At 71.4% G+C, this 20,220-nt stretch carries 21 protein-coding genes, 1 tRNA gene and 2 pseudogenes; 15 read left to right on the top strand and 9 right to left on the bottom strand.

Annotated elements, in window-relative coordinates; genetic code table 11:
• Positions 1-24: 24 nt before the first annotated feature.
• Positions 25-1,713, bottom strand: coding sequence for a helicase HerA-like domain-containing protein (locus BGM09_RS27900; RefSeq protein ID WP_188284475.1), 1,689 nt, complete (start codon positions 1,711-1,713; stop codon positions 25-27).
• Between the two features lie 97 nt (positions 1,714-1,810).
• Between BGM09_RS27900 and BGM09_RS27905 the strand changes: the two genes are divergently transcribed.
• Positions 1,811-2,107, top strand: a complete 297-nt coding sequence (locus BGM09_RS27905) for a type II toxin-antitoxin system VapB family antitoxin (protein WP_188284476.1) — start codon at positions 1,811-1,813, stop codon at positions 2,105-2,107.
• A 21-nt stretch (positions 2,108-2,128) separates the two neighbouring features.
• A complete protein-coding gene (locus BGM09_RS27910; protein ID WP_188284477.1) occupies positions 2,129-2,848 on the top strand; it encodes a LytR C-terminal domain-containing protein in 720 nt (239 codons plus the stop codon).
• 151 nt (positions 2,849-2,999) lie between these two features.
• Here BGM09_RS27910 and upp read toward each other — a convergent pair whose 3' ends face one another.
• Positions 3,000-3,635, bottom strand: coding sequence for a uracil phosphoribosyltransferase (gene upp, locus BGM09_RS27915; protein WP_188284478.1), 636 nt, complete (start codon positions 3,633-3,635; stop codon positions 3,000-3,002).
• Positions 3,636-3,804: 169 nt separating this feature from the next.
• Between upp and BGM09_RS27920 the strand changes: the two genes are divergently transcribed.
• The 4 genes from BGM09_RS27920 to BGM09_RS27935 all read left to right on the top strand — a co-directional run bounded on the left by BGM09_RS27920 (position 3,805) and on the right by BGM09_RS27935 (position 5,438).
• On the top strand, positions 3,805-4,017 hold the full coding sequence (locus tag BGM09_RS27920; protein WP_188284479.1) for a hypothetical protein: 213 nt from the start codon (positions 3,805-3,807) through the stop codon (positions 4,015-4,017).
• Positions 4,018-4,310: 293 nt separating this feature from the next.
• The gene (locus BGM09_RS27925) at positions 4,311-4,850 is read left to right on the top strand and encodes a hypothetical protein (RefSeq protein ID WP_188284480.1); all 540 of its coding nucleotides are present in this window, start codon (positions 4,311-4,313) and stop codon (positions 4,848-4,850) included.
• Positions 4,851-4,882: 32 nt separating this feature from the next.
• Positions 4,883-5,317, top strand: coding sequence for a nucleoside deaminase (locus BGM09_RS27930; protein WP_188284481.1), 435 nt, complete (start codon positions 4,883-4,885; stop codon positions 5,315-5,317).
• 31 nt (positions 5,318-5,348) lie between these two features.
• A tRNA-Ser gene (locus BGM09_RS27935) sits at positions 5,349-5,438 on the top strand.
• Between the two features lie 102 nt (positions 5,439-5,540).
• Here BGM09_RS27935 and BGM09_RS27940 read toward each other — a convergent pair.
• Complete coding sequence (locus tag BGM09_RS27940) at positions 5,541-6,146, bottom strand: Uma2 family endonuclease (protein WP_317452926.1); 606 nt, start codon at positions 6,144-6,146, stop codon at positions 5,541-5,543.
• A gap of 352 nt (positions 6,147-6,498) precedes the next feature.
• Here BGM09_RS27940 and BGM09_RS27945 point away from each other — a divergent pair, with 352 nt between their 5' ends.
• The 6 genes from BGM09_RS27945 (at position 6,499) to BGM09_RS27970 (ending at position 12,090) form a co-directional block, all read left to right on the top strand.
• The gene (locus BGM09_RS27945) at positions 6,499-8,403 is read left to right on the top strand and encodes an alkaline phosphatase family protein (RefSeq protein ID WP_188284482.1); all 1,905 of its coding nucleotides are present in this window, start codon (positions 6,499-6,501) and stop codon (positions 8,401-8,403) included.
• A gap of 205 nt (positions 8,404-8,608) precedes the next feature.
• Positions 8,609-8,749 carry a hypothetical protein gene (locus tag BGM09_RS27950; protein WP_223187731.1) on the top strand — a complete coding sequence of 47 codons (141 nt, stop codon included), beginning with the start codon at positions 8,609-8,611 and terminating at the stop codon, positions 8,747-8,749.
• 83 nt (positions 8,750-8,832) lie between these two features.
• A complete protein-coding gene (locus BGM09_RS27955) occupies positions 8,833-9,126 on the top strand; it encodes a Dabb family protein (RefSeq protein WP_188284484.1) in 294 nt (97 codons plus the stop codon).
• A 257-nt stretch (positions 9,127-9,383) separates the two neighbouring features.
• Complete coding sequence (locus BGM09_RS27960; protein ID WP_391042301.1) at positions 9,384-10,205, top strand: RNA polymerase sigma factor SigF; 822 nt, start codon at positions 9,384-9,386, stop codon at positions 10,203-10,205.
• 167 nt (positions 10,206-10,372) lie between these two features.
• Complete coding sequence (locus tag BGM09_RS27965) at positions 10,373-11,215, top strand: RNA polymerase sigma factor SigF (protein ID WP_093712083.1); 843 nt, start codon at positions 10,373-10,375, stop codon at positions 11,213-11,215.
• A gap of 53 nt (positions 11,216-11,268) precedes the next feature.
• Positions 11,269-12,090, top strand: a complete 822-nt coding sequence (locus BGM09_RS27970; protein WP_223187710.1) for a hypothetical protein — start codon at positions 11,269-11,271, stop codon at positions 12,088-12,090.
• A gap of 134 nt (positions 12,091-12,224) precedes the next feature.
• Here the strand turns inward: BGM09_RS27970 and BGM09_RS27975 are convergent, their stop codons facing one another.
• Positions 12,225-12,410, bottom strand: a complete 186-nt coding sequence (locus BGM09_RS27975) for a hypothetical protein (protein ID WP_188284486.1) — start codon at positions 12,408-12,410, stop codon at positions 12,225-12,227.
• Positions 12,411-12,689: 279 nt separating this feature from the next.
• On the opposite strand from BGM09_RS27975, the gene BGM09_RS27980 reads away from it, so the two are divergent.
• From BGM09_RS27980 to BGM09_RS27990, 3 genes and pseudogenes are all read left to right on the top strand, one after another.
• Positions 12,690-13,172, top strand: a complete 483-nt coding sequence (locus tag BGM09_RS27980) for a MarR family winged helix-turn-helix transcriptional regulator (protein ID WP_188284487.1) — start codon at positions 12,690-12,692, stop codon at positions 13,170-13,172.
• Between the two features lie 12 nt (positions 13,173-13,184).
• Positions 13,185-14,870, top strand: a pseudogene (locus BGM09_RS27985) (MDR family MFS transporter); the annotation flags it as partial.
• A gap of 334 nt (positions 14,871-15,204) precedes the next feature.
• Positions 15,205-15,666 (top strand): PPOX class F420-dependent oxidoreductase, encoded by a 462-nt coding sequence (locus BGM09_RS27990; protein ID WP_188284489.1) that lies wholly within the window; start codon positions 15,205-15,207, stop codon positions 15,664-15,666.
• Positions 15,667-15,769: 103 nt separating this feature from the next.
• Here BGM09_RS27990 and BGM09_RS27995 read toward each other — a convergent pair whose 3' ends face one another.
• From BGM09_RS27995 to BGM09_RS28015, 5 genes and pseudogenes are all read right to left on the bottom strand, one after another.
• Positions 15,770-16,999 (bottom strand): ABC transporter permease, encoded by a 1,230-nt coding sequence (locus tag BGM09_RS27995; protein ID WP_188284490.1) that lies wholly within the window; start codon positions 16,997-16,999, stop codon positions 15,770-15,772.
• Between the two features lie 157 nt (positions 17,000-17,156).
• A complete protein-coding gene (locus tag BGM09_RS28000) occupies positions 17,157-17,726 on the bottom strand; it encodes a hypothetical protein (RefSeq protein ID WP_188284544.1) in 570 nt (189 codons plus the stop codon).
• Positions 17,727-17,817: 91 nt separating this feature from the next.
• Positions 17,818-18,507 (bottom strand): annotated as a pseudogene (locus BGM09_RS28005) (ABC transporter ATP-binding protein); the annotation flags it as partial.
• A gap of 32 nt (positions 18,508-18,539) precedes the next feature.
• Positions 18,540-19,610 (bottom strand): efflux RND transporter periplasmic adaptor subunit, encoded by a 1,071-nt coding sequence (locus BGM09_RS28010; RefSeq protein WP_188284491.1) that lies wholly within the window; start codon positions 19,608-19,610, stop codon positions 18,540-18,542.
• On the bottom strand, positions 19,603-20,130 hold the full coding sequence (locus BGM09_RS28015; RefSeq protein ID WP_188284492.1) for a hypothetical protein: 528 nt from the start codon (positions 20,128-20,130) through the stop codon (positions 19,603-19,605). The genes BGM09_RS28010 and BGM09_RS28015 overlap by 8 nt, the downstream gene beginning before the upstream one ends.
• Between the last annotated feature and the right edge of the window lie 90 nt (positions 20,131-20,220).

The following is a 20,220-nucleotide window of genomic DNA, read 5'->3' on the forward strand; positions in this document are numbered from 1 at the left end:
TCGCCGCCATGTCCGCCGGCGTCGCTACCTCTTCCGGACGCCGAACAGCGAGCGGCTGATCTCGCGGCCGAGCTGCGTACCCATGGAGCGGGCGAGGGACTTGAACGCGCCGCTGTGGACGACCTGTTCGACGATCCCGGCGTCGGCGGAGGAACCCTTGGCGGCGGAACGGCCGCCCTTCGGGGCGGCCTTGGGCGCGTTCTCGGCCGTGGTCTCGGCCGCGTTCTCGGCCGCTTCGGCCTGCGCGGCGGAAGCCGCTTCGGCGGCGGCCAGCTTCTCGTAGGCGGACTCGCGGTCGACCGCCTCGGCGTACCGCCCGTACAGCGGCGAGGACTTGACGGCGGAGTCGAGCACAGCCGCGTCCACCGGACCCATCAGCGACTCGGGGGCGCGCAGCCGGGTGGCGGCCACCGGCGTCGGCGCGCCGTTCTCGCTGAGGACGGTGACGACGGCCTCTCCGGTGCCGAGCGAGGTGAGCAACTCGCCGAGGTCGTAAGCGGAGTTGGGGAAGGTGGAAACGGTGGCGCGCAGCGCCTTGGCGTCGTCGGGCGTGAAGGCGCGCAGGGCGTGCTGGACGCGGTTGCCGAGCTGGGCGAGCACGTCGCCGGGGACGTCCTTGGGCGTCTGCGTGACGAAGAAGACGCCGACGCCCTTGGAACGGATCAGCCGTACGGTCTGGGTGATCGCGTCGAGGAACGCCTTCGAGGCGCCGTTGAAGAGCAGGTGCGCCTCGTCGAAGAAGAAGACCAGTTTCGGCCGGTCGAGGTCGCCGACCTCGGGCAGGTCCTGGAAGAGGTCGGCGAGCAGCCACATCAGGAAGGTCGAGAAGAGCTGCGGCTTGTCCTGCACGGCGGGCAGCTCCAGCACGGAGACCAGCCCGCGCCCGTCGGACGCCGTACGCAGCAGCTCGCTCGTGTCGAACTCCGGCTCGCCGAAGAACGCGGCGGCGCCCTGCGCCTCGAAGGCCGTCAGGGTCCGCATCAGCACCCCGGCGGTCGCCGACGAGATCCCGCCGATCTCCTTCAGCTCCGGCTTGCCCGCGTCGGAGGTCAGAAAGGCGATGACCGCCCGCAGGTCCTTGAGGTCGTACAGCTCAAGACCCTTGGTGTCGGCGTAGTGGAAGATCAGGCCGAGCGACTGCTCCTGAGTGGTGTTCAGGCCGAGCACCTTGGACATCAGGACGGGGCCGAAGGCGGTGACGGTCGCCCGCACCGGAATGCCGGGGCCGAGGCCGCCCAGCGCGTAGAACTCGGCCGGAAAACCGGTGGCCGTCCAATTCTGGCCGACTTCCGCCGCTCGCTGCTCGACCTTCTCACCCGGTTGGCCCGGCGCCGACACGCCGGAGATGTCGCCTTTCACGTCCGCGAGGAAGACCGGGACGCCCTGCGCGGAGAGCTGTTCCGCGATGAGCTGGAGCGTCTTGGTCTTGCCGGTGCCGGTGGCGCCCGCCACCAGGCCGTGCCGGTTGAGCATGCCGAGCGGGATGCGGACCGGCGCGTCGGCGTGGCACTCGCCCTCCCACAGCAGCGCGCCGAGGTCCAGCGCGGGGCCGGTGAAGGCGTAGCCGCGGGCGATGTCGGCGGCGGGGGACGGAGCTGACGGTCCGGACGGTGCGGGCGTCGGTGCGGACGGTGCGGCTGTCGACCCCGGTGTCACGGCCGCCTCACCCGTGACGGCCTCACCGGCGGAACTATTCGGCTGGGGATCGGTCATCACAGGCTCCCGATTTATACGACGATGAGGCTTTTGCCACCATCGCACCCCGGCAGCGGTGCTGCGCCCGGACAAGCCGGGCCGGTAGGCTTTCCGTGTGATCTTCAAGCGCATCGGAAACGGGCGGCCGTACCCGGACCACGGCCGGGTGAGTACGCGCGAGTGGGCCGACGTCGCCCCACGTCCCGTGCGGCTGGACCAGTTGGTGACCACCAAGGGACAGCTCGACCTGGAGACACTTCTCGCCGAGGATTCCACCTTTTACGGCGACCTCTTCGCCCATGTCGTGAAATGGCGGGGCGACCTCTATCTCGAGGACGGACTCCACCGGGCGGTACGCGCCGCGCTCCAGCAGCGCCAGGTGCTCCACGCCCGGGTCCTGGAGATGGACTGACAATCCGCTTACGCTGCGCTCATGAGCATGCTGACCCCCTCCGGTATGGGCGGGAAGTACCGGGTCACCGGCAAGCAGTACCCGAGGATGCGCCGCCCGCGCCGCCGCGGCCGTGTCGTGACCGCCGTGATCGCCTCGGTCGTCGTGCTCGGCCTCTTCGGTTACGGGGCGCTGCAACTCGTCCATGTCTTCCGCGGGGACGACAACGGCGACACGAAGGCGAACGCGGCACCGCAGAACCGCCCCTGCGTCACCGTGGCCCCCACCGCCCCCACGGGTAGACCGGCCGCGCTGCCGCAGCCCACGGGCGTCACGCTGAACGTCTTCAACGCCACCGCCAAGGGCGGTCTGGCCAAGACCACAGCCGACGAGCTGGCCAAGCGCGGCTTCAAGGTGAACAAATTCGGCAACGCGCCCGACCCGTACGACAAGAAGGTCGGCGAGTCCGCGCTGATCGTCGCCGGGCCCGCGGGTGAGGCGGCGGCCCGCACGGCGGGCACCCAGGTGGCGGGCTCGACCGTGAAGATCGACCCCAAGCGGACCGACAAGACCGTCGATGTGATGATCGGCACGGCCTTCACGGCGCTTTCCGGTCCGACCGACGTGGCGAAGGCCCGGATCGTGGCGGCGAACCCGCCGCCGCCGAAGCCGGTGTGCGTGACGCCGAGCCCGAGCGCGTCGGGTGGCGCCCCGGGCAAGACCGGGGCCACGACGAAGGCGGGCGCGCCGGCGAAGCACTGAGCCGCCGTGGCGGGCGACCTGGCGCGCGGTGGCCTCACGCGGGTGGCTTGGCGCGGGCGGCATGGCGGCCGACCGCGTACATGCGAGAGGGGGGCGTGACCTCAAGTCAGGTCCCGCCCCCCTCGCTGTCGCTTGTCAGCTCTCGCGCTTGTCAGCTCACCGTGCCGTACATCCGGTCGCCCGCGTCGCCGAGGCCGGGCACGATGTAGCCGCGGTCGTTCAGCCGCTCGTCGACCGCGGCCGTGACCACCGTGACCGGCTTGCCCGCCAGGGCCCGCTCCATCGACTCGACGCCCTCGGGCGCGGCCAGCAGGCACAGCGCCGTGACATCGTCGGCGCCGCGGTCGATCAGCAGATCGATCGCCGCCACCAGGGTGCCGCCGGTCGCCAGCATCGGGTCGACCACGTACACCTGCCGTCCCGACAGGTCCTCCGGCATACGGGTGGCGTACGTCGCCGCCTCCAGCGTCTCCTCGTCGCGGACCATGCCGAGGAAACCGACCTCGGCGGTGGGCAGCAGCCGCACCATGCCGTCGAGCATGCCGAGCCCGGCGCGCAGGATCGGCACCACGAGGGGGCGCGGGTAGGAGAGCCTGACCCCGGTGGTCGGGCCGACCGGGGTGCGGATGTCGACCTGCTCGGTCCGCACGTCGCGGGTGGCCTCGTAGGCGAGCAGGGTGACCAGCTCGTCGGCGAGCCGCCGGAACGTCGGCGAGTCGGTGCGCTCGTCGCGCAGGGTGGTGAGCTTGTGCGCGACCAGCGGGTGGTCGACAACATGGAGACGCATGAATACGACTGTATCCGCCGGGTGGGGGGCGCGTCGCCGGTGCGATGAGCAGCCCGCCTCCGCGCACCTTCTGCGCCTGGCGTGGGGTAAACCGCGCGAACGAGGGAAACTGGCCTGATAGGCCCGGTGTGCCTTCCGGGTGAAGCGAGCCCCAGGGATGGTGCCCGAGATGCCGGAGCCCGACCGAGACGCCGATCACACTCCTGACCGCACTCCCGACCGGGCCCAGGCCCGCGACACGGACGTCGAGCGCCGCCGCAAGCGCGCGCTGTTCCTGCGGGAGCTGAACGAGGCCAAGGAGCTGCGCGAGCGGGTCCAGCCGCGACGCGCCCGGGTCGCCCGGCTCCGTCAGCAAATGCGGATGCGCACCTTCCGTTGGTGACCGCGTGGTGAGCGCGTGGTGACCGCGCCGCGCGGGTGACCGGGTACGGATCGCGTATACACCGCGTACGCGCCGCGTACACAGCGTGACGGATCAGTGCCGTACGGGTGACCGTTCCGGGCCTCCGACCGCCGGACTTTCCACAGAAGTGACGAAGACCTGGCACGTCGCGGTGCAGAAGACCCTTCGCAACGCCCCGGTTTCTGCCACGATGCCGAGTGGGTGGGGCCAACGGAAGTCGAAAGCGGCCCCCATCCGGTCCGGACGGCCTGAGACCCTGTGGGAGAGTCACGGTGTACTTCGCCGCACTGCTCGCGCGCACCGAGGACGGTTGGCAAGCGAGCGAACCCGATCTCGACAATGTGGAAACCCTCGCCGATCTGAGCGATCTGGCCCGCGCGGCCGGCGACGAGGAGGAAACGGTTCTGGTCTTCATCGAACAGGAGGACGCCTGGTTCGGCGTCATCCGTGTGGACGGTGAAGAGGATCCCAGGATCTATGTGTCCGACGCGGCTGCCGCCGCCCGCAGTTCGTACGGGGAGATCCTGCTCACCGACGAAGTGCTGGGCCGCGACCCCGAGGACCTGGACGAACTCGTGGACCTCGACGGCACCGAGGACGGCGAGGACGACGAGACCGAGGACGCCGTGGCGGGCCCCTCGGAAGACCATGTGCCGACCGGTCCGCTCGGCGAGACCGACATCCTCACGGATCTCGGCATGAGCACCAGGGAACTGCTGGCGCTCAGCGGTGACGGCGCGCTGACCGGTGAGGCGCTCGGCGAGATCGCCGACGCGCTGGGGTGCGGGGACGTGCTGGAGGCGGTCCGCTGACAGACCCTCTGAAGGACCCCTGGGCCGCCGCGATGCGGCTGGCCCTGGAAGAGGCGGCGCAGGCCCCGCTCACCGGTGACGTGCCGGTGGGCGCGGTCGTGCTGGCCCCCGACGGCACGGTGCTGTCCCGTGCCCGCAACGAGCGCGAGGCCACGGGCGATCCGACCGCCCACGCCGAGGTCCTCGCCATCCGCCGCGCCGCCGCCTTTGTCGGCGGCTGGCGGCTGACCGGCTGCACCCTGGCGGTCACCCTCGAACCCTGCACCATGTGCGCGGGCGCGATCGTCCTCTCCCGGCTCGACCGCGTCGTCTACGGCGCCGCCGACGACAAGGCGGGCGCCGCCGGTTCCCTCTGGGACGTCGTCCGCGACCGCCGCCTCAACCACCGCCCCGAAGTCATCCCCGACGTCCTCCCCGCCCCCTGCGCGGCCCTCCTCACCCGCTTCTTCCGTACAACCGATTTCTGACCACGCCCCCGCGTGGGCTAGGATCTCTCTCGGTAGCGTGTCCGAGCGGCCTAAGGAGCACGCCTCGAAAGCGTGTGAGGGGGCAACTTCTCCGTGGGTTCAAATCCCACCGCTACCGCCATGAACAGCACGAGTTGAGGGCACCTACCCGTTCGGGTAGGTGCCCTCAGCCGTCTCCGTCTCGGTCCCCGTCCCATACGGCCGGCAGGTGCGCTCGCGGCCCCTACTCGTCGTCGTAGCGCTTGAAAGCGCTGGTGTCGATGGCCCAGGGGCCGAAGGGGACCCGGTCGCCGAAGACGTATGGGAGAACGGTCGAGTAGTGCGGGCCGCTGGAGCCGGGGGCAGGGTCGGCGTAGGTGAAGACGAGGCCCTTGCGAGGGTCGACGAGCAGGTAGAGCGGGATGCCCATGGCGGGGTAGTCGGCGGCCTTCTCGACGTAGTCGTTGTCCGGGTTGGACTCGGAGACCACCTCGACCACGGCGAGCAGGTCGGCGGGGTCGACTGTCGATCTCGGCTCTTCCAGAATGTCGAGCGGGACGACAACGGCATCCGGTCGGCGCATCCGCCCCACCGCCGGGTGCTCCACTTCGGCACCTGACTGGGCGACGATGTCACGGTCCGGATGCGTGGCCGGGAGCTGAGCGTTCATCTGACGCACGACGCGGGTGGCGATGGCCTCGTGACGGTTGACCGGGCTCATCATCACGACGACCCCGGCAGCTCCGATCTCGATCGCCCAGGCACCTTGCATGCGGTCCGCCAGTGGCCAGAGCTCCTCCGCGATCTTCCGCATACGTGCGTAGACCTGCGGGTCCACTGCTTCAGTCACGACTCCTCCGTGCGCTGGGGTCAACCGGCAACCGAGCCAGTGATGGGCCCCGACCGGCTGGCGGGGTTGCTACTGAGAGTCTGCATGCCACCGCGGGCATCGCCAAGGCGGAGTTGTTTGCCCATCGCCCCTCACGCCCTACCTCGCGGGGCTCACCGGCGTGGCCTGATCTCGTCGGTTGGGTGGTGGTCGGGGCGGGGCGGGGCGTTCCCCTTGGGGGGTGGACTCCGTACGTTCGTACGGAGTCCGGGTCGCGTTCACCGAAGGGCGGATCAGCGAAGGCGGCGGGACGGTCGGTGTGTCCTGATATGTCTGGCGTGGGTGGCACGAGAGCGAAGGTGGGATCGGGAGCATGGAGCTGGCTGAGCGAGCGAAGAGCCGAGGGCGGGGGCGGGGCCGGATCGCGCTGGCCGCTTCGGCCCTGACCGCCACCGCCGTGCTGGCCGTGGCGCCGGGGGCGTCCGGCGCTCCGGAACCCGAGGCCGCGACGGCCACGCCGGTCAGACACGTCGTGGTCGTCTTCGACGAGAACGTCTCCTTCGACCACTACTTCGGCACGTATCCGAAGGCCGCGAACACCGACGGCACCCGCTTCACGGCCGCCCGCGGCACCCCGGCGCCGGTGAACCTGCTCAGCGACGGCGCCCGGCTGCTGACGCACAACCCGAACCAGTACCAGCCGCGCCGCCTGAGCCCCTCGCAGGCGCTCACCTGCGACCAGAACCACAGCTACACGCCCGAGCAGGAGGCGTACAACGGCGGCGCGATGGACCAGTTCGTGCAGCACACGAGCAGCGACAAGTGCTCGGGGCTGTACGGGAGTCCGGGCCTGACGATGGACTACTTCGACGGGAACACCGTCACCGCGCTGTGGAACTACGCCCAGAACTACACGCTGGGCGACAACAGTTTCGGCGACGTCTTCGGCCCCTCCACGCCCGGCGCGCTCGGCCTGGTCTCCGGGCAGACGCACGGCGGCGTCTCGATCGATCCGAAGACCGGCGAGCAGGTCCCGGTGGAGCGGTCCACGACCGTGCGCAGCCCCGACCCGACGACCGGGGTCGGCACCGTCATCACCGACCCGGACCCGGCGTACGACGACTGCTCGGACAACAACCGCACCGCGAGCGGCCAGCTCACCGCGATGCGCGGCCGTAACATCGGGGACCTGCTCAACGACAAGGGCGTGAGCTGGGGCTGGTTCCAGGGCGGCTTCGCGCCGACGTCCTCGCCGGGCGGCACGGCGGTCTGCGGCGCGACCCACGCCAATGTGGGCGGCAACGCGTCGGTGGACTACTCGCCGCACCACGAGCCGTTCCAGTACTACGAGTCGACGGCGAACCCGCACCACCTGCCGCCGACCTCCGCCGCGATGATCGGCCGCCAGGACCGGGCCAACCACCAGTACGACCTGACCGACTTCGACACGGCGCTCGCGGCCGGGAATCTGCCCGCGGTGTCGTTCCTGAAGGCGGCGCAGTACCAGGACGGGCACGCGGGCTACTCCGACCCGCTGGACGAGCAGCACTTCCTGGTCCGCGAGATCAACGCGGTCCAGCGGTCGCCGCAGTGGGCGAGCACGGCGGTGGTCGTGGCGTACGACGACTCCGACGGCTGGTACGACCAGGTCGCCGCCGCGATCACCAACGGTTCCACCGACGCGGGCGCGGACACCGCGATGTGCGCCGACGGGCCGCCCGCGGCGGGCGGCTACCTCGACCGCTGCGGTCCGGGCCCGCGGCTGCCGCTGCTGGTCGTGTCCCCTTACACCCGGCGCAATCACGTCGAGCACGCGCTGACCACCCAGTCGTCCGTCCTGCGCTTCATCGAGGACAACTGGGGGACGGGCCGGATCGGCGACGGCTCCTTCGACGCGACCGCGCACCCGCTCGACCCGATGTTCGACTTCGCCCGGCCCCAGCAGCGCGCGGTGCTGCTGAACGCGGACGGCTCGGTCGCGAAGACCGTGCCGGTGCGGGTGGCGCCCGGCCGCAGGACCCCGCTGCCGGAAGGCGCGTCGGGCGGTACGGCGAGCGGTACGAGCAGCGGTGCGGCGAGCGGTACAGCCAGCGGTACGACCAGCGGTGCGGCGTCGGACGCCGACGCCACGACGTCGGGTCCGGGTACGGGGGCACCCGCCGCCTCGGGGCCGAGCACCCGCCTGACCGGCACGGAGATCGCCGGCGGCTCCGCCCTGGTGGTGCTGCTGGCGGCGGCGGGCGGCACATGGCTGCTGCTGCGGCGCCGCAGGACATGACGGCCCGGCCGCCCGTGCTCCGCCGGACAGATCCTGGGGCGTGTCCCCAGCCAGACCTTCATCTTCTAAGCGGATGATTGGGACAACAGGCCGTCTGATTACGCCATCTGATGGATAGACTCCCGTGATTGCACACTTGTGACCGTCGGTGCGGGCTGCGGGCTGGGGAGGGCAAAGACGCATGGCGCAGGCGAAGAAGATCACCATGTACGTACTGGTGATCTTCATCCTCTACACGATCATCAATCAGCCGGCCCGAGCCGCTGATCTCGTCCAGGTAGGCTTCCAGGGCATATCGAACGCCGCGAAGAGCATCGGGAAGTTCATGCACGACCTGGCCAACTGACCGGCGGGCCGTCCCGGCCGCTCCGGCGGCGCACCATCAGTACCCAGCGGCACGCGGCGGCATGCCGGCGGCGAGGGAGTCCCATGATCCGGCATCTGGTCCTGTTCAGGCTCAACGAGGGCGTGCGGCAGGACGAACCGCGTGTCCAGGCGGGCGCGCGGGCCTTCGCCGAGCTCGGCGGGAAGGTGCCGGAAACGCTCTCCTGGGAGTGCGGCTGGAACATCACGGACCGCCCGATCGCCTACGACTTCGCCATCAATTCCGCCGTCGCGGACGCGGCGGCGCTGACGGCGTATCTCGAACACCCGGAGCACCGGGCGGCCGTCGCGCTCTGGGCGGAGTTCGCCACCTGGGTGATCGCGGACCTGGAGATCTGACCTCCCGGCCGAGCGCACGACAAGCGTTCGCGCGCCCCCCGCCGACCGGTGGGGGGCGTTTTCGCACCCCCTGAGCCCCCCTCGCGCGCCGCCTCCGCGCACCCTTCGCTCCGGATTCACACCGCCGGACGGGGGACTTCCGGGCCGCCGGTTCGTACAACACGGCAATATGCGGTGCTTGCACAAAGCGGACATGAATTGTGATGCTATGACCGCTTTTGCCGGATGAGTGGACCGATGAGGGGTGTGGTGTGCCGGTGTCGGCCCATACGGCGTCAACAACGTATCCCCGAGGCAGAACCCGTACGCCCAGTGCCAACGCGGCGGACGCGAGAGCGCTCACCCAGGTGCTCTTCGAGCAGATCACCAAGCTGGAGCCCGGCACTCCCGAGCACGCACGGGTGCGGGCCGCGCTGATCGAGGTGAATCTGCCGCTGGTGCGCTACGCGGCGGCCCGCTTCAGGAGCCGCAACGAGCCGATGGAGGACGTGGTCCAGGTCGGCACGATCGGCCTGATCAACGCGATCGACCGGTTCGACCCGGAGCGCGGCGTCCAGTTCCCGACCTTCGCGATGCCGACCGTGGTCGGCGAGATCAAACGTTACTTCAGGGACAACGTGCGGACCGTGCACGTGCCGCGCCGCCTGCACGAGCTGTGGGTCCAGGTGAGCGGCGCGATCGAGGACCTGACCGTGCTGCACGGCAGGTCGCCGACGACGGCCGAGATCGCCGAACGGCTCAAGCTCGCCGAGGAGGAGGTGCTGGCCTGCCTGGAGGCGGGCCGCGCCTACCACGCGACCTCGCTGGAGGCGGCGCAGGAGGGCGACGGTGCGCCGGGGCTGCTCGACCGGCTCGGCTACGAGGACCCCGCGCTGTCCGGCGTCGAGCACCGCGACCTCGTCCGCCATCTTCTGGTCCAACTTCCCGAGCGGGAGCGGCGGATCCTGCTGCTCCGCTACTTCGGCAACCTGACGCAGTCACAGATCAGTGCGGAACTGGGGGTTTCGCAGATGCACGTGTCCCGTCTGCTGTCCCGGAGCTTCGCGCGGCTGAGGTCCGCAAACCAGCTCGAAGCGTAGCTGAAGAGGATTAAGTCACCTGCACAGATATGTCGACATGGCGCTACAGCGTGTTGCCGACATGTGACATTCTGCGGGTACCGCGTTTGTCGCGAGCCGGCCTCCGGTATTCCAGTGGAGGAACAACCGTCGCTCGCGACACCCGTCCGCGACCTCAAGGGGGTGGCATGTCCGTACAGGTGGGCAGTCCCAAGGTGCTCAAGCCCGACACGGCGACCGCACCGCACGATGCTCTTCACGGCGAGGCCATCGACACCCGCACGCTGTCCCGATCGCTGTTCCTGCGCCTCGCGGAACTGCCGGTGGACAGCCCGGAACGCACCTATGTACGTGACACGCTCATCGAGCTGAATCTGCCGCTCGTGCGGTACGCCGCCGCTCGCTTCCGCAGTCGGAACGAGCCGATGGAGGACATCGTCCAGGTCGGCACGATCGGCCTGATCAAGGCGATCGACCGCTTCGACTGCGAGCGCGGGGTGGAGTTCCCGACCTTCGCGATGCCGACGATCGTCGGTGAGGTGAAGCGATTCTTCCGCGACACCTCCTGGTCGGTCCGGGTACCGCGCCGCCTCCAGGAACTGCGGCTGGCGCTCACCAAGGCCAGCGACGACCTCTCCCAGAAACTGGACAGGTCGCCGACGGTCGCCGAACTGGCGGTCTGCCTCGGGGTGTCGGAGGAGGACGTCGTCGACGGCCTCGCGGTGGGCAACGCGTACACCGCCAGCTCGCTGGACTCCCCGCCGCCCGAGGACGACGGCGGCGAGGGCACCCTCGCGGACCGCCTCGGCTACGAGGACACCGCGCTCGAAGGCGTCGAGTACCGCGAGTCGCTGAAGCCGCTGCTGGCCCAACTGCCGCCGCGCGAACGCCAGATCATCATGCTGCGGTTCTTCGCGAACATGACGCAGTCGCAGATCGGCGAGGAGGTCGGCATCTCCCAGATGCACGTCTCCCGGCTGCTCACCCGCACCCTCGCACAGCTCCGTGACGGCCTCACCGCAGAGGCATGAGGTGGCACTGACGGGGTGGTGACGACCTGACACCCCGTCAGTAAACTGACGTGATGGTCGCGTTGGTCTCGTACGTCGCGTTGAGGAAGACCCAAGTCCAAGCCCGAGTCCAAGCCCTGCTGCGCACCACGGCTCCGGCGCTCGCCGCGCTGGGCCTGTTCGTCATGGCCACCGGCTGCGCGGGGGGCGGCGGCACCGGCCATGTCGCGATCGGCGGCGTCGGCCCCTCCCCGAGCGCTCCCCACGACGTCCCCCCGGACGGCGACGTGATCCTGGTCCCGCTCGACGGCCCGGCCCCCGGCGCCCCGAAGCCGTCCCGTACGCCCTCGGGTACGGACACCGGCACGAGCGCGGGTCCGCGCACACCGTCCTCCGGAGCGCCCCGGTCGCCCTCCTCGCCCCACGGGACCCCCACGACCCCCGGCGGCCCCGGCAGCGGCTCGACAGCCCACGCGGGCGGCGGCACGGACTCCGGTACGGGCTCGGGCTCGGCCACGGGCGGCGGTACGGGGTCAGGCGGCACGGGCTCAGGCGGGTCCGGTGCGCCCGGCGGGGCCACGACGGCGCCGCCGTCGGCCGCGCGGCTGACCGTGAGCGCGCCCACGCGTACGGCGGACGCGGACCGCTGGTGCGAGAAGGTCGCCGTCACCTTCACCAACGCCGGGGGTCTGCCGGTGACGGCGGGCACCGTCACCTTCGGCACCCACGTCGTCGGCGGGCTCGGCGTCGACTGGGCGACCGTGGAGACGGCGAAGCCCGTACCGGTGCCACTGGCGGGCGGGGCGTCGCGCACCGCGTCCTGGGACCTGTGCGTGGACGCCTGGCGGGTGCCGCTGGGCATGCACATCGAGACCAGGGACGTCACGCTGTCCTGACCGGCGCCTTCACAGCGCGGGCCCGGCCCCGGCTACTCCCCCGAACCCTCCACGGACCTGTCTGCGGATGTCTGCGGCGATATGCCCCCGTTGGCACATCCTGCTGCGTAGGGACGGGCAGGGCGGGCGGGCGGTCAGCGCATCGCGAGCGCGACCACCGCGATGACCACGACCACCGCCACGATCACACCGATCACCAGGCCGACCTTGCTGCGGCCCTGCGCCCGCTGCACCTCGGCGGCGGGCGGCTGCTCGTCGACGAAGGCACGGAACATCTGAGTGTTGCCGGCCGGGTCGTAGTTGTTCTCAGGGTTCGACATGCCGCCTGACCCTAGCGTCTCGACGGAAGGCCCCGCACCCCCGCCCGGCACGGTGGCCACGCGACCTTCGGCCCGAGCCGTTCAGGCAACCCAGACACGTACCTCTTGGGCGGATACAGGCGGTTCCTTTGCTGAATCTTTGCCGCGATTCCGGGCAAAGAATTTGTCTGGCACAACCAACTACTTTACAGTTGCTTCAGGCAACCAAAGATCACAGCGGACTCACAGGATCACAGACTCACAGGCAGCTCCCGCAGCGGAAGGACAGGTGACCGTCGCATGGCGGACCGCGAGCAGTGCGTGGAACTCGCACACCAGCTCCGCGCCACCTTCGTCGTCAGCCGCGAGATCGCCCGGGGGATGCCGGCCGAGACCCCGCTCACGGCGGTCATGGTGCTCGGCGCCCTCGACCGCCACGGCGAGCTGCGGATGAGCAGGCTCGCCGAACTACTGGACGTCGACATGTCCGTGACGAGCCGTCATGTCGCCTTCGGCGTCGAGCGCGGCTGGATCGACCGGGCCCCCGACCCGCTGGACCGCCGCTCGCGGCTGCTGCGGCTCACCGAACACGGCACGCGGACACTGCGGTCCTCGTCCGACCGGGCCGCCGCCGTGGTCGCCGACCATCTGGCCGACTGGCCGGACGCCGACGTGGCCCGGCTCTCCGAACTTCTCGCCCGGCTGCGTGACAGCTTCGGCGACTGCCGCACCGCCACCGCGCGCCGCGGCGCCCACCACATAACGCGCGCCCAGACGGGCTGAAGAGGACTGAAGATGGCAACAACAACCCAGGCCGGCAAGCGGGACGGGCAGGCACCGGAACCGGGCCCCGGCGCCACGGACGCCGCGCCCATGTCGCACCGGCAGATCATGGAGGCGCTGTCCGGGCTGCTGCTCGGACTGTTCGTGGCGATCCTGTCGTCCACGATCGTCTCCAACGCCCTGCCCCGCATACTCGCCGACATCGGCGGCGGGCAGAGCGCGTACACCTGGGTGGTCACCGCCTCGCTTCTCGCGGTCACCGCGACCACCCCGATCTGGGGCAAGCTCTCCGACCTGTTCAGCAAGAAGCTGCTGATCCAGCTCTCGCTGGTGATCTACGTGGTCGGCTCCGTCGTGGCCGGTTTCTCCACCAGCCCCGGCATGCTGATCGCCTGCCGCCTGGTCCAGGGCGTCGGCGCGGGCGGTCTCTCCGCGCTGTCGCAGGTGATCATGGCCGCGATGATCTCGCCCCGGGAGCGCGGCCGTTACAGCGGCTACCTCGGCGCGACCTTCGCCATCGCGACCGTCGGCGGCCCGCTGATCGGCGGCGTCATCGTCGACTCCACGCTCGGCTGGCGCTGGTGCTTCTACGTCGGTGTGCCGTTCGCCGTCGCCGCGCTGATCGTGCTCCAGAAGACGCTGCACCTGCCGGTGGTCAAGCGGAAGGTACGGATCGACTGGACCGGCGCCTTCCTGATCACCGCCGCCGTCTCGCTGCTGATGGTGTGGATCTCGCTCGCCGGCCAGAACTACGCGTGGGTGTCCTGGCAGAGCTACGTGATGGTGCCGCTGGCCCTCGTGCTCGGCGCGCTGTTCGTCTACACCGAGACCCGCGCGGCCGAACCGATCGTCCCGCTGCGGCTGTTCCGCAACAAGACGATCACCCTCACCTCGATCGCGAGCCTCTTCGTCGGTATCGCGATGTTCGCCGGCACGGTCTTCCTGAGCCAGTACTTCCAGCTCGCCCGGGGCAAGACCCCGACGATGTCCGGCATCATGACGATCCCGCTGATCGGCGGGCTGTTCATCGCCTCGACCGTCTCCGGCCAGATCATCACCCGCACCGGCCGCTGGAAGGCGTTCCTGGTCTCCGGCGCGATCCTGCTCACCGCGGGCTCCGCGACCCTCGGCCTGATCCGCAACGACACCCCGTACTGGGAAGTCGGCGTCTACATGGCCCTGTTGGGCCTCGGCGTCGGCATGATGATGCAGAATCTGGTGCTCGCCGTGCAGAACCAGGTCTCCGTCGCGGACCTCGGCTCGGCCAGCTCCCTGGTCACCTTCTTCCGCTCGCTGGGCGGCGCGGTCGGCGTCACCGCGCTCGGCGCGGTGCTCGGCAACCGCGTCACGCACTTCGTCACCACCGGCCTGGCCGACCACCACATCACCGGCGCCGGGACCGGCGGCGGCATCCCGGACGTCGAGCGACTGCCCGCCCCCGTCAGGGGGATCGTGGAGAGCGCGTACGGCCACGGCATCGGCGACGTCTTCCTGTACGCCGCGCCCTTCGCCCTGCTCTCCTTCCTGCTGGTGATCTTCGTCAAGGAGACCGCCCTGCGCACCAGCAGCGGTTTGCAGCAGGCTGAGGCGGGTACGGGCCGAGCGGCGGAGATCGCGGTCGCGGAGCTGGCGGCGGCCGAGACCGGCGCGGCGGACATCGCCGCCACCCAGCCGGGTACGCCCGAGGCGGAAGCCGTCCGGGACCGGTCGGGCGACCAGACCCGGTAACCCGGAGGGCCGGTCACCCGGCCCGCAGGAACTCCCGGCCGACTGTCCTGTTCCCACAGCGGAGAGGTCCAGGGCGGCGGACGGGACCGGGTCCCGGAGGACGGCCGGAGCAGGGGACGGCCGAGGCCGTCCACCGGGACCCAGCACGAAGGGTGTGCCGCCGGAGCCGATGTCACGGCACGGCGGCCCGCCCGGCACGGCGCCCCGCACGGACCGCGGGCATCACGAGCGCGCCCCGCACGGACCGCGCCCCGCACGACCGCGCCGGAGGCGATCCGGCGGGTGCCCGGCGTAGGGTGCTGGCATGGCTCCCAACATCGCCACGAATACGTCCGTCACGCTGGATGAGCTGCTGGAGTTCGTACGGCCGCGGCACCGCGCGATCCTGCTCACCACCCGTTCCGACGGCAGCCCGCAGGCGTCCCCGCTCACCTGCGGGGTCGACGACTCCGGCCGGATCGTCGTGTCGACCTACCCCGAGCGGGCCAAGACGCGTAACGCCCGCCGTGATCCGCGCGCCTCGCTCGTGATCCTCTCCGACGAGTGGAACGGCCCCTGGGTGCAGGTCGACGGCACCGCCGAGGTCATCGACAGCCCCGAGTCGGTCGAGCCGCTGGTCGAGTACTTCCGCAACATCTCGGGGGAACACCCCGACTGGGACGAGTACCGCTCCGCGATGGTGCGGCAGGGCAAGTCCCTGATCCGCGTCTCCCCGGAGCGGTGGGGTCCCATCGCCACCGGCGGTTTCCCGGCCCGGCTGGCGTAGGACGGATTCCCGGTCCCGCCGGGGGGGTCAACCCCCGTGCCCCGAGCGGTCGTTGACCTCAGCCGCTCGGGGCTCGACCGCTCGGGGCACGACCGCTCGGGGCTCAGCCGCTCAGGGCGGCGGTCGGGTGGGTGCGGGCGGCGCGGATCGCCGGGTAGAGCCCGGCCACCGCGCCGATGAACAAGGTGGCGCCGACCGCGATCAGCAGGGTCACCGGCGGCACCGACAGCGGCCAGTCCTTGATGACGGCGAAACCCGCCGTCACCGCGACGCCGAGGGCCGAGCCGAGGACGCCGCCGAGCGCCGAGAGCAGCAGGGCCTCCGCGAGGAACTGCGCCCGGATATGGCGGCGGGTGGCGCCCAGCGCGCGGCGCAGCCCGATCTCGCGGCGGCGTTCCAGCACGGAGATGATCATCGTGTTGGCCACGCCGATGCCGCCGACGAGGAGGGCCACGGAGCCGAGCCCGACGAGCAGCCCGGTGAACGCCTGGTCTGCGGCGTTCTTCGCGGCGAGCGCGTCGGAGGGCCTGGACACCGTGACCTCGTCGGGCGCCCGCGGGTTGACCGTACGGCCGAGGCGGGAGCGTACGGAGTCCACGGCCGCGTCCGCCGAGCGCTCGTACACCACGGTCGGGCTGCCGTCGTAGCCGAACTGCGAGCGCGCGACGGGCGTGCCGACCAGCGCCGAGGTGTCCAGCTCCGGGGCGAGCGGCACGGCTTCGAGGATGCCGACCACGGTGAAGTACCTTCCGCCGAGCCACACTTGGGAGCCGGGGGTGACAACTCCCAGCCGTTCGGCGGTCTTCGAGCCGAGGACGACGGCGGGGAATTTCGCGGTGGCGGCGTTGAGCCATGATCCGGCCGCGAGCCTGGCGCCCACGGTGTCGAGCAGGCGGAGGTCGGCCGCGCGGGCGGTGATGCCGCCGGTGGCGTCCTTGTCGGACAAGTGGCTGCGGTACACCGAGACGTCGAGGTCGCCGTAGCCGCTGGTGCTCTCGACGCCGTCCAGGAGGCCGACCTTCGCGATCGTGTCCTGCGGCAGCTTCGTGTCCTGCCCGAAGAGGCTCTTGCCCGCCTGCGCGGTCAGCAGATTCGTACCGAGCTGGGCGAGTTGGGCGTTGAGTTTCGCCTGACTCGACGCCGAGATGCCGACGACGGCGATCATGGCGGCGATGCCGATCGCGATGCCCAGCGCCGAGAGGATCGCGCGAGCGGGACGGGTCCGCAGCCCGACCGTGCCGAGCCGCAGCAGGTCGCGGCCGAGCAGTCGCGAGCGGGGTGGCCTCCGGCCCGGACGCGGTGGAGAGGCCGCCGCCGCGGCCGGGGCGCTCATGCGGACGCCCTTTCGCCGGAGGCACCGGAGGACGCGCCTCGCACCGCCCCCCCGCCGCCCGCCCCGGCGGCCCCAGCGGCCCCGGCAGCTCCGGCTGCTCCGGCAGCTCCGGCAGCTCCGGCAGCTCCGGCAGCTCCAGCTGGCTCGGCCGCTCCGGCTACTCCGGCAGGCTCGGCTGCTCCGGCAGCTCCAGCAGCTCCAGCGGCTCCCGCACCTCCGGCTGCTCCGGTTGGCCGGGCCGCTCCGGCCGTCGCAGGCGCTTCGGCCGCCCCGGCAGGCTCGGCAGGCTCGGCAGCTCCAGCAGGCTCGGCTGCTCCAGCCGCTCCAGCAGCTCCAGCGGCTCCAGCGGCTCCCGCACCTCCGGCTGCTCCGGTTGGCCGGGCCGCTCCGGCCGTCGCAGGCGCTTCGGCCGCCCCGGCAGGCTCGGCAGGCTCGGCAGGCTCGGCAGCTCCAGCAGGCTCGGCTGCTCCAGCCGCTCCCGCAGGCTCGGCAGCTCCGGCAGGCTCGGCTGCTCCAGCGGCTCCCGCACCTCCGGCTGCTCCGGGTGCTCCGGTTGGCCGGGCCGCTCCGGCCGTGGCAGGCGCTTCGGCCGCTCCGGCAGGCTCGGCAACTCCAGCGGCTCCCGCACCTCCGGCAGCTCCGGTTGACCGGGCCGCTCCGGCCGTCTCAGGCGCTTCGGCCGCCCCGGCAGGCTCGGCAGGCTCGGCTGCTCCAGCGGCTCCCGCACCTCCGACTGCTCCAGCCGCTCCGGCGGCTCCGGCAGCTCCGGTTGGCCCGGCCGCCCCGGCTTCCCCGGCCGTCCCGGCTTCCCCGGCCGTCCCGGCCGTCCCGGCCGACCCCGTCGACTTCGAGTCCGACAGGACTCGTCCGTCGCGGATCGCGATACGGCGGGGCAGGCGGGCGGCGAGGTCGGTGTCGTGGGTGATGACCAGGACGGTGGTGCCCTGGGCGTTGATCTCGTGGAGGAGCTCGACGACGCCCGCGCCGGAGGCCGAGTCGAGGTTGCCGGTCGGCTCGTCCGCGAGGAGCAGCGGCGGGTCGCCGACCACGGCGCGCGCGATGGCGACGCGCTGTCGCTCGCCGCCGGAGAGCTGGTTCGACTTGTGGTCGTGGCGGTGGGCGAGCCCGACGCGGTCGAGGACGGCCCGTGCGCGCTCGCGCCGCTCGGAGCGGGGGACGCCCGAATAGAGCAGCCCGTCGGCCACGTTGTCGAGCGCGGTGACGCCGTCGGCCAGGTGGAACTGCTGGAACACGAACCCGATCCGGTGCGCGCGCACGGCGGAAAGGGCGCGGTCGGAGAGGTCGTTCACGTCCACCCCTTCGATGGTGACCGAGCCCGCGGTGGGCCGGTCGAGGGTCCCGATCAGGTTGAGGAGGGTCGATTTGCCGGAGCCGCTGGGGCCGACGAGCGCGACCAGTTCGCCCTTCCGCACGGTCAGGCTCACCCCCGCGCACGCCAGCACCGGCGGTTCGCCGTAACCGCGCTCGACGTCGCGCAGCTCGATGATGGCGCCGGGCTCACTGCTTTCTCTGGTGGCGCTCACAGTCCCGGCACCACGACCCTCTGACCCTCGGCGACGCCGTCGCCGGAGATCTCCACCCGGCCGCCCGCGAACAGGCCGGTCTTCACGGGGACGCGCGTGGTCCTGCCGTCGGGGCCGACGACCTCGACGCCGAACCGGTCGCCGTCGAGGGCCTGGAGGGCGCCGACGGGTACGGACAGCACGTGCTCGCGCGTCGCCGAGGGGAACTCGACGGTCACCGTCGCCTGCTGGAGCGCGCCCACCGCGGCGGGGTCGGCCAGCGAGACGACGACGGGGATCACCACGGCCTTGCCGCTGCCGCCCTCCTTCTCCGTGGGCACCCCGACACCGGTGACCGTGCCCTTCGTGGACGTGCCCGAGGGCAGGTCGATGGTCACCTTGCCGCCCACGACGGCCAGTTGCTGATCGGCGAGCTTGAGGTCGACGTCCACCTTCTTGTCGAGTCCCGTGATGCCGAGGACCGGCGCGCCCGCGCCGAGCCGGTCGCCGACGGACACCTTCACGGCGGCGACGCGTACGTCCCCCGGCACGAAGACGACCCGGCCGAGTTCGACGGTGCCGGTACGGCGCTGGCCCGTGGCCTTCTGCCAGGCGCGGACCGCCTCCGCCGTGCGCGCGGTGAACTTCTCGTCGGGTTCGAGGCCGAAGTACCCGAGCTTGGCGAGGCTGCGCTCCAACTGCTTGACGTCGGGCCCGTCGTCCATCCCGGCGCGGAAGGCGCGCCAGGCGGGAAGCGGCCCGCGGAAGAGGAACACCGGCACGTTGTCGACCGCGAAGAGCCGCTGGCCGAGCCTGATCCGCGTTCCGGTGGCGGGCAGTTGGGTGACCGTGCCGTCCAGCCCGCCCGCGATGTCGCGCGCGACGGCGAAGGCGAGGGTGCCGGAGTTCTTGGTCGTACCGGTGAGCGTGCCGCGCTCGACCGGCGCGGTGTCGACGTGCGGGGTCTCCTCGGCGGTCGCGGGCGAACGGTCCCTGCCGTACGCGTAGATCCCGGCGGCGCCGCCGCCCCCCAGCAGCAGGACCACCGCGAGGGCGGCGCCGGTCACGGCGAAGCGTTTCCTAGCCATTGGGGCGCACGCCCCCCATGTCCGCGTTGCCGCCGCTCCCGCACTTGGCGACCACGTCCTTCGGCGCGTCCTGCGGGACGGTCAGGCCGATGACGCCCTTGCCCGGGTCGGGGACGTCGACGCCGTTGTCACGGAAGCACTTGGCGCTCTTGAGCGCGTCCTCCTGCAACTGCTCGTCCGACTTGTTCTGCGTACCGGGTACGGGCGGCGGGTCGCCGAGCGTCCCGCGGCACTTCGTACTGGCCTTCTCCAGCGCGGCCATGTCCGAGGCGTCCTGCGACTCGGTGACGGAGAGGCCGCCCTTGCCCGCGTCGGGGAAGTCGATGCCCTCGGCGCGCATGCACGCGGAGAAGGCGAGCTGCCAGTCCTCGAAGCTCTTCGCCTTGGCGGTGGGCTTGCCGGTGTCAGCCGTGCCGCCGCCGTCGTCGTTGCCGCCGCCGCAGGCCCCGAGGAGCACGATCGTCAGCGGGAGCGCGGCCACGGACCCGAGCAGGCGCCGGCGCTGCTTCGTAAGGAACATGGTGTCGTCCTTTCGGCGCGGCACCCCGTGGTGCCGCTCGTCCCGGACAGTCCACCGATCCCCCGGTTGCGAGGGAGTCAAGGGATTTTC

It is taken from the genome of Streptomyces sp. CBMA29, from assembly GCF_014596445.1.
In the GTDB taxonomy this organism is placed as follows: Bacteria; Actinomycetota; Actinomycetes; order Streptomycetales; family Streptomycetaceae; genus Actinacidiphila.